Annotated in this window: 4 protein-coding genes, 2 tRNA genes and 6 rRNA genes; 3 read left to right on the top strand and 9 right to left on the bottom strand. The window is 42.4% G+C overall.

What is annotated here, in order from left to right:
* Positions 1 to 2 precede the first annotated feature (2 nt).
* Positions 3 to 923, top strand: a complete 921-nt coding sequence (locus Q6H37_RS00360) for an LD-carboxypeptidase (RefSeq protein ID WP_318738653.1) — start codon at positions 3 to 5, stop codon at positions 921 to 923.
* 34 nt (positions 924 to 957) lie between these two features.
* Here Q6H37_RS00360 and Q6H37_RS00355 read toward each other — a convergent pair.
* A tRNA-Cys gene (locus Q6H37_RS00355) sits at positions 958 to 1,031 on the bottom strand.
* A gap of 195 nt (positions 1,032 to 1,226) precedes the next feature.
* On the opposite strand from Q6H37_RS00355, the gene Q6H37_RS00350 reads away from it, so the two are divergent.
* Positions 1,227 to 1,964 carry an NAD-dependent protein deacylase gene (locus Q6H37_RS00350; protein WP_318738652.1) on the top strand — a complete coding sequence of 246 codons (738 nt, stop codon included), beginning with the start codon at positions 1,227 to 1,229 and terminating at the stop codon, positions 1,962 to 1,964.
* Positions 1,965 to 2,092: 128 nt separating this feature from the next.
* On the opposite strand, the gene rrf (Q6H37_RS00345) is transcribed toward Q6H37_RS00350, so the two are convergent.
* The 8 genes from rrf (Q6H37_RS00345) to Q6H37_RS00310 form a co-directional block, all read right to left on the bottom strand.
* A 5S ribosomal RNA gene (gene rrf, locus Q6H37_RS00345) occupies positions 2,093 to 2,209 on the bottom strand.
* Positions 2,210 to 2,264: 55 nt separating this feature from the next.
* Positions 2,265 to 5,163, bottom strand: a 23S ribosomal RNA gene (locus tag Q6H37_RS00340).
* Between the two features lie 223 nt (positions 5,164 to 5,386).
* Positions 5,387 to 6,898: ribosomal RNA gene (locus Q6H37_RS00335) — 16S ribosomal RNA — on the bottom strand.
* Between the two features lie 631 nt (positions 6,899 to 7,529).
* Positions 7,530 to 8,276, bottom strand: coding sequence for a peptidylprolyl isomerase (locus Q6H37_RS00330; protein ID WP_318738651.1), 747 nt, complete (start codon positions 8,274 to 8,276; stop codon positions 7,530 to 7,532).
* Between the two features lie 145 nt (positions 8,277 to 8,421).
* Positions 8,422 to 8,497 (bottom strand) — tRNA-Phe (locus Q6H37_RS00325).
* A gap of 7 nt (positions 8,498 to 8,504) precedes the next feature.
* Positions 8,505 to 8,621 (bottom strand): 5S ribosomal RNA (rrf, locus tag Q6H37_RS00320).
* 56 nt (positions 8,622 to 8,677) lie between these two features.
* A 23S ribosomal RNA gene (locus tag Q6H37_RS00315) occupies positions 8,678 to 11,576 on the bottom strand.
* 223 nt (positions 11,577 to 11,799) lie between these two features.
* A 16S ribosomal RNA gene (locus Q6H37_RS00310) occupies positions 11,800 to 13,311 on the bottom strand.
* Together the 16S, 23S and 5S rRNA genes with 1 tRNA gene alongside form the textbook arrangement of a ribosomal RNA operon.
* A gap of 512 nt (positions 13,312 to 13,823) precedes the next feature.
* Between Q6H37_RS00310 and Q6H37_RS00305 the strand changes: the two genes are divergently transcribed.
* The gene (locus tag Q6H37_RS00305; RefSeq protein ID WP_318738650.1) at positions 13,824 to 14,150 is read left to right on the top strand and encodes a DUF1904 domain-containing protein; all 327 of its coding nucleotides are present in this window, start codon (positions 13,824 to 13,826) and stop codon (positions 14,148 to 14,150) included.
* Positions 14,151 to 14,183: the final 33 nt, after the last annotated feature.

Below are 14,183 nucleotides of genomic sequence, written 5' to 3'. Positions count from 1 at the left end.
AATTGATAGCTAAAAGATTAAATTATGGAGATACAATAGGACTTATATCTCCAGCTGGAGCTGATAACCCTGATAATATAAAAAAGAGTATTAGCTTTCTTAAAAGCTTAGGATTCAATGTAAAAGAAGGCAAGCATATATATGATAGATATGGTTACCTTGCAGGTAAAGATGAGGATAGAGCTTCTGACCTTATGAGTATGTTCCTTGATAAAAGTGTTGATATGGTTCTTTGTGTAAGAGGTGGATATGGTACCATGAGAATTCTTCCTCTTATAGATTTTAATGTTATAAAAGAAAACCCTAAAATATTTGCAGGTTTTAGTGATATAACTACCTTATTAAATTCTATATCCTTAAAGTGTAACTTAATAACTTTTCATTCTCCTATGTGTAATTCTAATCTTTTAGATAAAATTACACTAGAAAGCTTTTTGTATACTATCATGAAAGCTGATAAAGCATATACTATAAAGAATCCTGAAGACTTTACTACTGAATGCTTTTCAAATGAACCTTTTATAGAAGGACAACTTGTAGGTGGTAATCTTGCTTTAATATCTAGTACTCTAGGTACTCCTTACGAAATAGATACTAAGGACAAAATTTTATTTATAGAAGATGTATCTGAAGAACCTTATAGGATAGATAGAATGCTAACCCAATTATCTCTATCCGGAAAACTTCAACAATGTAAGGGATTTATTTTAGGTCAATTTAAAGACTGCTCTCTTCCACATTATGAAAGAAGTCTTACTTTAAGGCAAGTAATTGAAGACAGGATTCTCACATTAAATAAGCCTACTATACTTAATTTTCAATCAGGCCATTCTTACCCTAAGCTTACTCTTCCTATTGGTGCACAAATTAAATTAGATTGTAAAAATGGAGTAATCCATGTATTAGAAGGTGTCATAAAATAAAAAAAACTCACAAATTATTGTGAGTTTTTTTATTTGGAGGCGCCACCCAGATTTGAACTGGGGATAAAGGTTTTGCAGACCTCTGCCTTACCACTTGGCTATAGCGCCATAAATATTTTTAATATTTAATGCTTTTTTATAATATCACTTAAAATAATATTTGTCAATAGATTTTTCATTAAATACTCATAAACTCTTATAATGCAAAGAAATATGGTCTCAAAAATTTTTTAGTGTTAAAGTTTCTGTAAATTATAATACCTATGGTATAATAAAACTATATTAATTTACGGAGATGATTTTATGAATACTGAAATTGAAAAATTAACTCAAATACTTAAAAATAGTAATGATATAGTTTTCTTCGGTGGAGCAGGTGTAAGTACCGCTTCAGGAATCCCGGACTTTAGAAGCTCAAATGGACTATGGAATGAAAAGCTTAAAATAAACTTTACTCCTGAACAATTAGTATCTCATACCTTTTTTATGAGATATCCAGAAGAATTTTTTAAATTCTATAAAGATAAATTAATTTATCCCAATGCAAAGCCTAATGGTTGCCATATAGCTTTAGCTAAACTAGAAGAAATGGGAAAATTAAAGGCTGTAGTTACTCAAAATATAGATGGATTACACCAAGCTGCTGGTTCAAAAGTAGTTTATGAATTACATGGATCAGTTCTTAGAAATTACTGTATGAAGTGCAATGCTTTTTATGATGAAAAATTCATTTTGGAATCTAAAGGTGTACCTACTTGTCCTAAATGTGGAGGAAAAGTTAAACCTGATGTAGTTCTTTATGAAGAAGGATTAGATAATAGCATTATTACTGGTGCTGTAAAAGCAATATCAGAAGCTGATACTTTAATTATTGGAGGAACATCTTTAGTTGTTTATCCTGCTGCAGGACTTATTGATTATTTTAGAGGAAAAAATCTTGTACTTATAAATAAGAGTACAACTTCTGCTGATAATAAAGCTGACTTAATTATTAATGACGATATTGCTAAAGTTTTAAGTGAAGCTGTTAATAAACTTTAATAAATAATGTAGGTAGTTATTATAATATGAACTACCTATATTTTTATTAATCCATTTTTCTTTTCATTTCTCTATAATTAAATTTTCAAAATAAAAAGTACTAAGTTTATACTTAGTACTTTTTTATAACCTGGCAACGACCTACTCTTCCACAGAGCCTCCCCTGCAGTACCATCGGCACTATAAAGCTTAACCATCGTGTTCGGAATGGGAACGGGTGTTACCTTTACGTCATTATCACCAGATATTCTTATTTAATTTTAGAGATTTTGTTATCTCAAAATTGCACAGTGAATTTATTTGGTCAAGCCCTCGACCTATTAGTATCAGTCAGCTGAACATGTTACCATGCTTACACCTCTGACCTATCAACCTTGTGTTCTTCAAGGGGTCTTACTAGCTTACGCTATGGGAAATCTAATCTTGAGGTGGGTTTCACGCTTAGATGCTTTCAGCGTTTATCCCGTCCCGACATAGCTACCCAGCCATGCTCCTGGCGGAACAACTGGTACACCAGAGGTCAGTCCATCCCGGTCCTCTCGTACTAAGGACAGCTCCTCTCAAATTTCCTACGCCCGCGACGGATAGGGACCGAACTGTCTCACGACGTTCTGAACCCAGCTCGCGTGCCGCTTTAATGGGCGAACAGCCCAACCCTTGGGACCTACTTCAGCCCCAGGATGCGACGAGCCGACATCGAGGTGCCAAACCTCCCCGTCGATGTGGACTCTTGGGGGAGATCAGCCTGTTATCCCCGAGGTAGCTTTTATCCGTTGAGCGATGGCCCTCCCACGAGGAACCACCGGATCACTAAGCCCGACTTTCGTCCCTGCTCCACCTGTATGTGTCGCAGTCAGGCTCCCTTCTGCCTTTGCACTCTTCGAACGATTTCCAACCGTTCTGAGGGAACCTTTGGGCGCCTCCGTTACTTTTTTGGAGGCGACCGCCCCAGTCAAACTGCCCACCTAACAATGTCCCGTGACCAGTTTCATGGCCGCCGGTTAGAATCCCAATACTGTCAGGGTGGTATCCCAAGGATGACTCCACAGAAGCTGACGCCCCTGTTTCGCAGTCTCCCACCTATCCTGTACAGACAATATCGAAACTCAATGCTAAGCTGCAGTAAAGCTCTACGGGGTCTTTCCGTCCAATCGCGGGTAGCAAGCATCTTCACTTGCACTACAATTTCGCCGGATTTGTTGTCGAGACAGTGCCCAAGTCATTACGCCATTCGTGCGGGTCGGAACTTACCCGACAAGGAATTTCGCTACCTTAGGACCGTTATAGTTACGGCCGCCGTTTACTGGGGCTTAAGTTCATACCTTCGCTTGCGCTAAGTATTCCCCTTAACCTTCCAGCACCGGGCAGGCGTCAGCCCCTATACTTCAGCTTTCGCTTTAGCAGAGACCTGTGTTTTTGCTAAACAGTTGCTTGGGCCTATTCTCTGCGACCTACTTTCATAGGCACCCCTTCTCCCGAAGTTACGGGGTCAATTTGCCGAGTTCCTTGACAACAATTCTTCCGATGGTCTTAGGATTCTCTCCTCACCTACCTGTGTCGGTTTGCGGTACGGGCACCAACATCCTCCATAGAGACTTTTCTTGGCAGCGTGGAATCAGATACTTCGCGGCATAAAGCCACTCCCCATCACACCTCAACATTAACCAGACGGATTTGCCTGTCTGATCTGTCTAAGTGCTTAGACACACATCCAATAGTGTGCACATCCTATCCTCCTGCGTCATCCCATTTGTAATAACGTCAGTTGGCGGTATCGGAATATCAACCGATTGTCCATCACCTACGCCTTTCGGCCTCGGCTTAGGTCCCGACTAACCCTGAGCGGACGAGCCTTCCTCAGGAAACCTTAGGTTTTCGACCAATAAGATTCTCACTTATTTCTCGCTACTTATGCCAGCATACTCACTCCTGTACAGTCCACCGCTCCTTTCGGTACGACTTCACTCCATACAGGAAGCTCCTCTACCGCTCTTTCGAGCCCATAGCTTCGGTGGTAAGTTTTAGCCCCGGACATCTTCGGCGCAGGATCTCTTGACTAGTGAGCTATTACGCACTCTTTAAATGAGTGGCTGCTTCTAAGCCAACATCCTAGTTGTCTTAGAAATCCCACATCCTTTTCCACTTAACTTACACTTTGGGACCTTAGCTGATGATCTGGGCTGTTTCCCTTTTGACCACGGATCTTATCATTCGTAGTCTGACTGCTGAGATACAAGTATATGGCATTCGGAGTTTGATAGGGTTCAGTAACTGTTGTCAGCCCCTAGCCCATTCAGTGCTCTACCTCCATTACTCAATCTCAACGCTAGCCCTAAAGCTATTTCGAGGAGAACCAGCTATCTCCGAGTTCGATTGGAATTTCTCCGCTATCCACAGCTCATCCCATGGTTTTTCAACACCAACGTGGTTCGGACCTCCACGGAATTTTACTTCCGCTTCATCCTGGCCATGGATAGGTCACCCGGTTTCGGGTCTACGACATGCAACTTTTCGCCCTATTCAGACTCGGTTTCCCTTCGGCTCCGTACCTTAAGTACTTAACCTTGCTACATACCGTAACTCGCTGGCTCGTTCTACAAAAAGCACGTCGTCGCACATAAAAGTGCTTCGACCGGTTGTGGACACACGGTTTCAGGTTCTATTTCACTCCCCTTCCGGGGTTCTTTTCACCTTTCCCTCACGGTACTGCTTCACTATCGGTCACCAGTTAGTATTTAGCCTTGGGAGGTGGTCCTCCCTGCTTCCCACAAGGTTTCACGTGTCTCGTGGTACTCTGGAGTAGATCTGACTGCTATTTCCTTTCACTTACAGGACTGTTACCTTCTACGGCGGAGCCTTCCAGCTCTCTTCAATTAAGAAATCACAGTATTTATGATCTATCCGCAACCCCAGGAACAAGTTCCTGGTTTGGGCTCTTTCCCTTTCGCTCGCCGCTACTTAGAAAATCGATTTTTCTTTCTCTTCCTCCGGGTACTTAGATGTTTCAGTTCCCCGGGTTTACCTCCATAAACCTATGTATTCAGTTTACAGTACAATGCGTTAGCATTGTGGGTTTCCCCATTCGGAAATCTCTGGATCTCAGGCTATTTGCGCCTACCCAAAGCTTATCGCAGCTTATCACGTCCTTCTTCGGCTTCTGGTGCCAAGGCATTCACCATGCGCCCTTTGTAGCTTGACCATTCATGTGAAAATTGTCTTTCAACAATTTTCTTAGTTAAAATCTACAAAGGTTTTTTTACTTATATAATAAGTAGTTTTACCTTTAGCTTTACTTTTAATTTAAAAGTTATATTCACTGTGCAATTTTCAAAGAACAATTTGAAGAATTAGATTCTTCAAAATTAAACAGAGCTATTAAATAAACCTTCAAAGTAGAATTACCTACTTTGTCGACTCCTTAGAAAGGAGGTGATCCAGCCGCAGGTTCTCCTACGGCTACCTTGTTACGACTTCACCCCAATTACTAACCCCACCTTCGGCCGCTGGCTCCTTACGGTTACCTCACGGACTTCGGGTGTTGCCAGCTCTCATGGTGTGACGGGCGGTGTGTACAAGGCCCGGGAACGTATTCACCGCGACATGCTGATTCGCGATTACTAGCAACTCCAGCTTCATGTAGGCGAGTTTCAGCCTACAATCCGAACTGAGATGAGTTTTAAAAGTTTTGCTCCACCTCACGGTCTTGCATCTTTCTGTACTCACCATTGTAGCACGTGTGTAGCCCTAGACATAAGGGGCATGATGATTTGACGTCATCCCCACCTTCCTCCCGGTTAACCCGGGCAGTCTCACTAGAGTGCTCAACTTAATGGTAGCAACTAATGATAAGGGTTGCGCTCGTTGCAGGACTTAACCTAACATCTCACGACACGAGCTGACGACAACCATGCACCACCTGTCTCCCTGCCCCGAAGGGCTTCCCTCATTACAGGTAATTCAGGGGATGTCAAGTCTAGGTAAGGTTCTTCGCGTTGCTTCGAATTAAACCACATGCTCCGCTGCTTGTGCGGGCCCCCGTCAATTCCTTTGAGTTTTAATCTTGCGATCGTACTTCCCAGGCGGAATACTTATTGCGTTAGCTGCGGCACAGAAGGAGTCGATACCTCCTACACCTAGTATTCATCGTTTACGGCGTGGACTACCAGGGTATCTAATCCTGTTTGCTACCCACGCTTTCATGCCTCAGCGTCAGTTACGGTCCAGAGAATCGCCTTCGCCACTGGTGTTCTTCCTAATCTCTACGCATTTCACCGCTACACTAGGAATTCCATTCTCCTCTCCCGCACTCTAGATATCCAGTTTCAAATGCAGTTCCCAAGTTAAGCTCGGGATTTTCACATCTGACTTAAACATCCGCCTACGCATCCTTTACGCCCAGTAAATCCGGACAACGCTCGCCACCTACGTATTACCGCGGCTGCTGGCACGTAGTTAGCCGTGGCTTCCTCCTTGGGTACCGTCATTATCGTCCCCAAAGACAGAGCTTTACAACCCGAAGGCCTTCATCACTCACGCGGCGTTGCTGCATCAGGCTTTCGCCCATTGTGCAATATTCCCCACTGCTGCCTCCCGTAGGAGTCTGGACCGTGTCTCAGTTCCAATGTGGCCGATCACCCTCTCAGGTCGGCTACGCATCGTGGCCTTGGTGAGCCGTTACCTCACCAACTAGCTAATGCGCCGCGGGCCCATCTCAAAGCGGATTACTCCTTTAATTAGTAATTCATGTGAAAAACTAATGTTATGCGGTATTAATCTCCCTTTCGGAAGGCTATCCCCCACTTTGAGGCAGGTTGCCCACGTGTTACTCACCCGTCCGCCGCTAATCCATCCCCGAAGGGATTTCATCGCTCGACTTGCATGTGTTAAGCACGCCGCCAGCGTTCGTCCTGAGCCAGGATCAAACTCTCAATTTAAAAGTTTAATCTGTACTCAAATTATTGACGTTAAACTTGTTAGTTTAACTAATACTGGCTTATTTAAAATAAGATTTATATCTTACTTTCACTCTGTTTAATTTTCAAGGATCTTGCCGCATCTCAGCGACTTTTACATCTTATCATGTTTGCTTAACCTTGTCAAGAACTTTTTTCAGATTCTTTTTTGTTAAGCTTGCTGCATCACACAGCTTTAACATAATACCACATTATTTAAGTTCTTGTCAATAGATTTTTAAACTTTTTTATTTCCATAAAATTAACTAAAAAACTATCAATCAATATATGAAAATAAAAAATCTCTATACCTATTTACATTTGTCCTAAACAATTGCTGTCTTATCTGACAACGTTTATTATATTAACATCCTACAATACTTCTTGCTTTAATATTATTTGTATTTATTTTAAATTAAATACACTATACACTATTTTCTTTGTAATAACTACGTATATTACATAATGATACTCTAGGACAAGTTTATGTAATTTATTAAATAGATATATTCTAAAATTATTAACTATAAAAGTAATATTTTCACTGAATTAAATTACTACAAAACAATAGGATGCTAACTTTGCTAGCATCCCCTAAATTTTTTAATATGTTCTAATTATTAATTTGTACATCATACTTCTGTCTAAGATCTTTATTTAACTGTGTATACTTAAAAGATTGTCTTTCTTGTAATAATCTACTTTTAATAGAATTTTTTACTTCTTCAAATGATTTTACTGCTCCCTTAGATTTATCTTCAACCTTTATTAAATGATATCCAAATTGAGTTTTAACAGGTGCACTTAATGTTCCTATCTCTAAAGCAAAAGCTGCTTCTTCAAATTCAGGTACCATTTGTCCTCTACCAAACTTTCCAAGATTTCCACCTTGTTCTTTTGATGGACATGAAGAATATTTTTTTGCAGCATCCTCAAAAGTAGTGCCAGCATTTATTTCTTCTGCTATTTCTTTTGCTTTTTCTTCAGATTCTACAAGAATGTGTTTTGCACTTACAGTTTCAGGCTCTTTAAAATTTTCTTTATTTGCATTATAATAATCTTCTACTTCTTTATCTTCTATAGAAACCTGCTGCATAACTTTAGCTATAGCTGTTTGAGTTAAAATTTCTTTTTTAGCCATTTCAAGCTGAGCAATATAATCACTGTCATTTTCCATATTATTATCTTTTGCATAATTATAAATAAGCTCAAAAGATACTATTTCTTCTAATAACTGTTTTTTGCCTGCTTCAGTTTGTAAATATCCTTGTCTTTCATTAGGAAATCTCTTAATTGTTGAATCTAAATCAACTTGTGTTATTTCTTTTCCATTTACAACTGCTAATACCTTGTTATCCATACTTTTTCTCCTTAAAAATATTATTTTGTTTGCCATAAATAATTATGACATATTTTTAAATTTTTTTCTATATATTTATACCCTTTAATTTATTAATAAGTATATTTATATATGTAAAAAAACCTTAGGAAACACCTAAGGTTTTTGGTGGCTGGACCAGGAATCGAACCAGGGACACGAGGATTTTCAGTCCTCTGCTCTACCGACTGAGCTATCCAGCCAAATCTTACCTGGCAACGACCTACTCTTCCACAGAGCCTCCCCTGCAGTACCATCGGCACTATAAAGCTTAACCATCGTGTTCGGAATGGGAACGGGTGTTACCTTTATGTCATTATCACCAGATATTCTTATTTAATTTTAGAGATTTTGTTATCTCAAAATTGCACAGTGAATTTATTTTGGTCAAGCCCTCGACCTATTAGTATCAGTCAGCTGAACATGTTACCATGCTTACACCTCTGACCTATCAACCTTGTGTTCTTCAAGGGGTCTTACTAGCTTACGCTATGGGAAATCTAATCTTGAGGTGGGTTTCACGCTTAGATGCTTTCAGCGTTTATCCCGTCCCGACATAGCTACCCAGCCATGCTCCTGGCGGAACAACTGGTACACCAGAGGTCAGTCCATCCCGGTCCTCTCGTACTAAGGACAGCTCCTCTCAAATTTCCTACGCCCGCGACGGATAGGGACCGAACTGTCTCACGACGTTCTGAACCCAGCTCGCGTGCCGCTTTAATGGGCGAACAGCCCAACCCTTGGGACCTACTTCAGCCCCAGGATGCGACGAGCCGACATCGAGGTGCCAAACCTCCCCGTCGATGTGGACTCTTGGGGGAGATCAGCCTGTTATCCCCGAGGTAGCTTTTATCCGTTGAGCGATGGCCCTCCCACGAGGAACCACCGGATCACTAAGCCCGACTTTCGTCCCTGCTCCACCTGTATGTGTCGCAGTCAGGCTCCCTTCTGCCTTTGCACTCTTCGAACGATTTCCAACCGTTCTGAGGGAACCTTTGGGCGCCTCCGTTACTTTTTTGGAGGCGACCGCCCCAGTCAAACTGCCCACCTAACAATGTCCCGTGACCAGTTTCATGGCCGCCGGTTAGAATCCCAATACTGTCAGGGTGGTATCCCAAGGATGACTCCACAGAAGCTGACGCCCCTGTTTCGCAGTCTCCCACCTATCCTGTACAGACAATATCGAAACTCAATGCTAAGCTGCAGTAAAGCTCTACGGGGTCTTTCCGTCCAATCGCGGGTAGCAAGCATCTTCACTTGCACTACAATTTCGCCGGATTTGTTGTCGAGACAGTGCCCAAGTCATTACGCCATTCGTGCGGGTCGGAACTTACCCGACAAGGAATTTCGCTACCTTAGGACCGTTATAGTTACGGCCGCCGTTTACTGGGGCTTAAGTTCATACCTTCGCTTGCGCTAAGTATTCCCCTTAACCTTCCAGCACCGGGCAGGCGTCAGCCCCTATACTTCAGCTTTCGCTTTAGCAGAGACCTGTGTTTTTGCTAAACAGTTGCTTGGGCCTATTCTCTGCGACCTACTTTCATAGGCACCCCTTCTCCCGAAGTTACGGGGTCAATTTGCCGAGTTCCTTGACAACAATTCTTCCGATGGTCTTAGGATTCTCTCCTCACCTACCTGTGTCGGTTTGCGGTACGGGCACCAACATCCTCCATAGAGACTTTTCTTGGCAGCGTGGAATCAGATACTTCGCGGCATAAAGCCACTCCCCATCACACCTCAACATTAACCAGACGGATTTGCCTGTCTGATCTGTCTAAGTGCTTAGACACACATCCAATAGTGTGCACATCCTATCCTCCTGCGTCATCCCATTTGTAATAACGTCAGTTGGTGGTATCGGAATATCAACCGATTGTCCATCACCTACGCCTTTCGGCCTCGGCTTAGGTCCCGACTAACCCTGAGCGGACGAGCCTTCCTCAGGAAACCTTAGGTTTTCGACCAATAAGATTCTCACTTATTTCTCGCTACTTATGCCAGCATACTCACTCCTGTACAGTCCACCGCTCCTTTCGGTACGACTTCACTCCATACAGGAAGCTCCTCTACCGCTCTTTCGAGCCCATAGCTTCGGTGGTAAGTTTTAGCCCCGGACATCTTCGGCGCAGGATCTCTTGACTAGTGAGCTATTACGCACTCTTTAAATGAGTGGCTGCTTCTAAGCCAACATCCTAGTTGTCTTAGAAATCCCACATCCTTTTCCACTTAACTTACACTTTGGGACCTTAGCTGATGATCTGGGCTGTTTCCCTTTTGACTACGGATCTTATCATTCGCAGTCTGACTGCTGAGATACAAGTATATGGCATTCGGAGTTTGATAGGGTTCAGTAACTGTTGTCAGCCCCTAGCCCATTCAGTGCTCTACCTCCACTACTCAATCTCAACGCTAGCCCTAAAGCTATTTCGAGGAGAACCAGCTATCTCCGAGTTCGATTGGAATTTCTCCGCTATCCACAGCTCATCCCATGGTTTTTCAACACCAACGTGGTTCGGACCTCCACGGAATTTTACTTCCGCTTCATCCTGGCCATGGATAGGTCACCCGGTTTCGGGTCTACGACATGCAACTTTTCGCCCTATTCAGACTCGGTTTCCCTTCGGCTCCGTACCTTAAGTACTTAACCTTGCTACATACCGTAACTCGCTGGCTCGTTCTACAAAAAGCACGTCGTCGCACATAAAAGTGCTTCGACCGGTTGTGGACACACGGTTTCAGGTTCTATTTCACTCCCCTTCCGGGGTTCTTTTCACCTTTCCCTCACGGTACTGCTTCACTATCGGTCACCAGTTAGTATTTAGCCTTGGGAGGTGGTCCTCCCTGCTTCCCACAAGGTTTCACGTGTCTCGTGGTACTCTGGAGTAGATCTGACTGCTATTTCCTTTCACTTACAGGGCTGTTACCTTCTACGGCGGAGCCTTCCAGCTCTCTTCAATTAAGAAATCACAGTATTTATGATCTATCCGCAACCCCAGGAACAAGTTCCTGGTTTGGGCTCTTTCCCTTTCGCTCGCCGCTACTTAGAAAATCGATTTTTCTTTCTCTTCCTCCGGGTACTTAGATGTTTCAGTTCCCCGGGTTTACCTCCATAAACCTATGTATTCAGTTTACAGTACAATGCGTTAGCATTGTGGGTTTCCCCATTCGGAAATCTCTGGATCTCAGGCTATTTGCGCCTACCCAAAGCTTATCGCAGCTTATCACGTCCTTCTTCGGCTTCTGGTGCCAAGGCATTCACCATGCGCCCTTTGTAGCTTGACCATTCATGTGAAAATTGTCTTTCAACAATTTTCTTAGTTAAAATCTACAAAGGTTTTTTTACTTATATAATAAGTAGTTTTACCTTTAGCTTTACTTTTAATTTAAAAGTTATATTCACTGTGCAATTTTCAAAGAACAATTTGAAGAATTAGATTCTTCAAAATTAAACAGAGCTATTAAATAAACCTTCAAAGTAGAATTACCTACTTTGTCGACTCCTTAGAAAGGAGGTGATCCAGCCGCAGGTTCTCCTACGGCTACCTTGTTACGACTTCACCCCAATTACTAACCCCACCTTCGGCCGCTGGCTCCTTACGGTTACCTCACGGACTTCGGGTGTTGCCAGCTCTCATGGTGTGACGGGCGGTGTGTACAAGGCCCGGGAACGTATTCACCGCGACATGCTGATTCGCGATTACTAGCAACTCCAGCTTCATGTAGGCGAGTTTCAGCCTACAATCCGAACTGAGATGAGTTTTAAAAGTTTTGCTCCACCTCACGGTCTTGCATCTTTCTGTACTCACCATTGTAGCACGTGTGTAGCCCTAGACATAAGGGGCATGATGATTTGACGTCATCCCCACCTTCCTCCCGGTTAACCCGGGCAGTCTCACTAGAGTGCTCAACTTAATGGTAGCAACTAATGATAAGGGTTGCGCTCGTTGCAGGACTTAACCTAACATCTCACGACACGAGCTGACGACAACCATGCACCACCTGTCTCCCTGCCCCGAAGGGCTTCCCTCATTACAGGTAATTCAGGGGATGTCAAGTCTAGGTAAGGTTCTTCGCGTTGCTTCGAATTAAACCACATGCTCCGCTGCTTGTGCGGGCCCCCGTCAATTCCTTTGAGTTTTAATCTTGCGATCGTACTTCCCAGGCGGAATACTTATTGCGTTAGCTGCGGCACAGAAGGAGTCGATACCTCCTACACCTAGTATTCATCGTTTACGGCGTGGACTACCAGGGTATCTAATCCTGTTTGCTACCCACGCTTTCATGCCTCAGCGTCAGTTACGGTCCAGAGAATCGCCTTCGCCACTGGTGTTCTTCCTAATCTCTACGCATTTCACCGCTACACTAGGAATTCCATTCTCCTCTCCCGCACTCTAGATATCCAGTTTCAAATGCAGTTCCCAAGTTAAGCTCGGGATTTTCACATCTGACTTAAACATCCGCCTACGCATCCTTTACGCCCAGTAAATCCGGACAACGCTCGCCACCTACGTATTACCGCGGCTGCTGGCACGTAGTTAGCCGTGGCTTCCTCCTTGGGTACCGTCATTATCGTCCCCAAAGACAGAGCTTTACAACCCGAAGGCCTTCATCACTCACGCGGCGTTGCTGCATCAGGCTTTCGCCCATTGTGCAATATTCCCCACTGCTGCCTCCCGTAGGAGTCTGGACCGTGTCTCAGTTCCAATGTGGCCGATCACCCTCTCAGGTCGGCTACGCATCGTGGCCTTGGTGAGCCGTTACCTCACCAACTAGCTAATGCGCCGCGGGCCCATCTCAAAGCGGATTACTCCTTTAATTAGTAATTCATGTGAAAAACTAATGTTATGCGGTATTAATCTCCCTTTCGGAAGGCTATCCCCCACTTTGAGGCAGGTTGCCCACGTGTTACTCACCCGTCCGCCGCTAATCCATCCCCGAAGGGATTTCATCGCTCGACTTGCATGTGTTAAGCACGCCGCCAGCGTTCGTCCTGAGCCAGGATCAAACTCTCAATTTAAAAGTTTAATCTGTACTCAAATTATTGACGTTAAACTTATTAGTTTAACTAATACTGGCTTATTTAAAATAAGATTTATATCTTACTTTCACTCTGTTTAATTTTCAAGGATCTTGTCGCATCTCAGCGACTTTTATATCTTATCACGTTTGCTCAACCTTGTCAAGAACTTTTTTTAAATTCTTTTTTGTTAAGCTTGCTGCATCACACAGCTTTAACATAATACCATGTTACTTAAGAAGTTGTCAACATATTTTTTATGTTTCATTTTCTAAGTAACTGTCTGCTCTCTCAAGCGACATGTGTTATTGTATCACACTTTTTACATTATATATATACTATTTTATCATTAAAACCTATTTATATACCTATTACTTTAATTTAAATATAATTTACTTACTTATACTCATATTGATACACAAGGAAGTGTTGCTTTAATTTATTACGTATTTACAAGTTTAATATTTGTTTTTTTCACTAAATAAGTTAAAATATTATGGGAGATGATTCAAATGCCACAAATAAAAATAAGAGGTATTGATAAAGAAAAAATCTTACCTATAAGTACTGAATTGATTAATGAATTAAAAGATATTATAGGTTGTCCAGAAAATTATTTTACAATAGAACATATTCCTTCTGTATTTATAAAGAATGGCTTAATAGATAATGGATACCCTTTTGTTGAAGTAGCTTGGTTTGATAGAGGCCAACAAATTCAAGATAAAGTAGCCCAATGCATAACTACTTTTATACATAATATAGGTTATAACGATGTAGATATATTCTTCACCGTATTTAAAGAAAATAACTATTACGAAAATGGAAAGCATTTTTAGTACTTTCCGAAACTAGTAATACATTTTAATAGA

The sequence above is a fragment of the Clostridium sp. JS66 genome (assembly GCF_033561535.1).
Lineage (GTDB): Bacteria > Bacillota > Clostridia > Clostridiales > Clostridiaceae > Clostridium_AM > Clostridium_AM carboxidivorans.
The sequence above is the reverse complement of the archived record's forward strand: the minus strand, read 5'-3'. Positions and strand labels throughout refer to the sequence as shown.

Bases quoted from the DNA above. Each gene is read 5' to 3' on its own strand.
- Q6H37_RS00330 (WP_318738651.1), bottom strand. From the start codon at position 8,276: ATGGATAACAAGGTATTAGCAGTTGTAAATGGAAAAGAAATAACACAA.
- Q6H37_RS00350 (WP_318738652.1), top strand. From the start codon at position 1,227: ATGAATACTGAAATTGAAAAATTAACTCAAATACTTAAAAATAGTAAT.
- Q6H37_RS00305 (WP_318738650.1), top strand. From the start codon at position 13,824: ATGCCACAAATAAAAATAAGAGGTATTGATAAAGAAAAAATCTTACCT.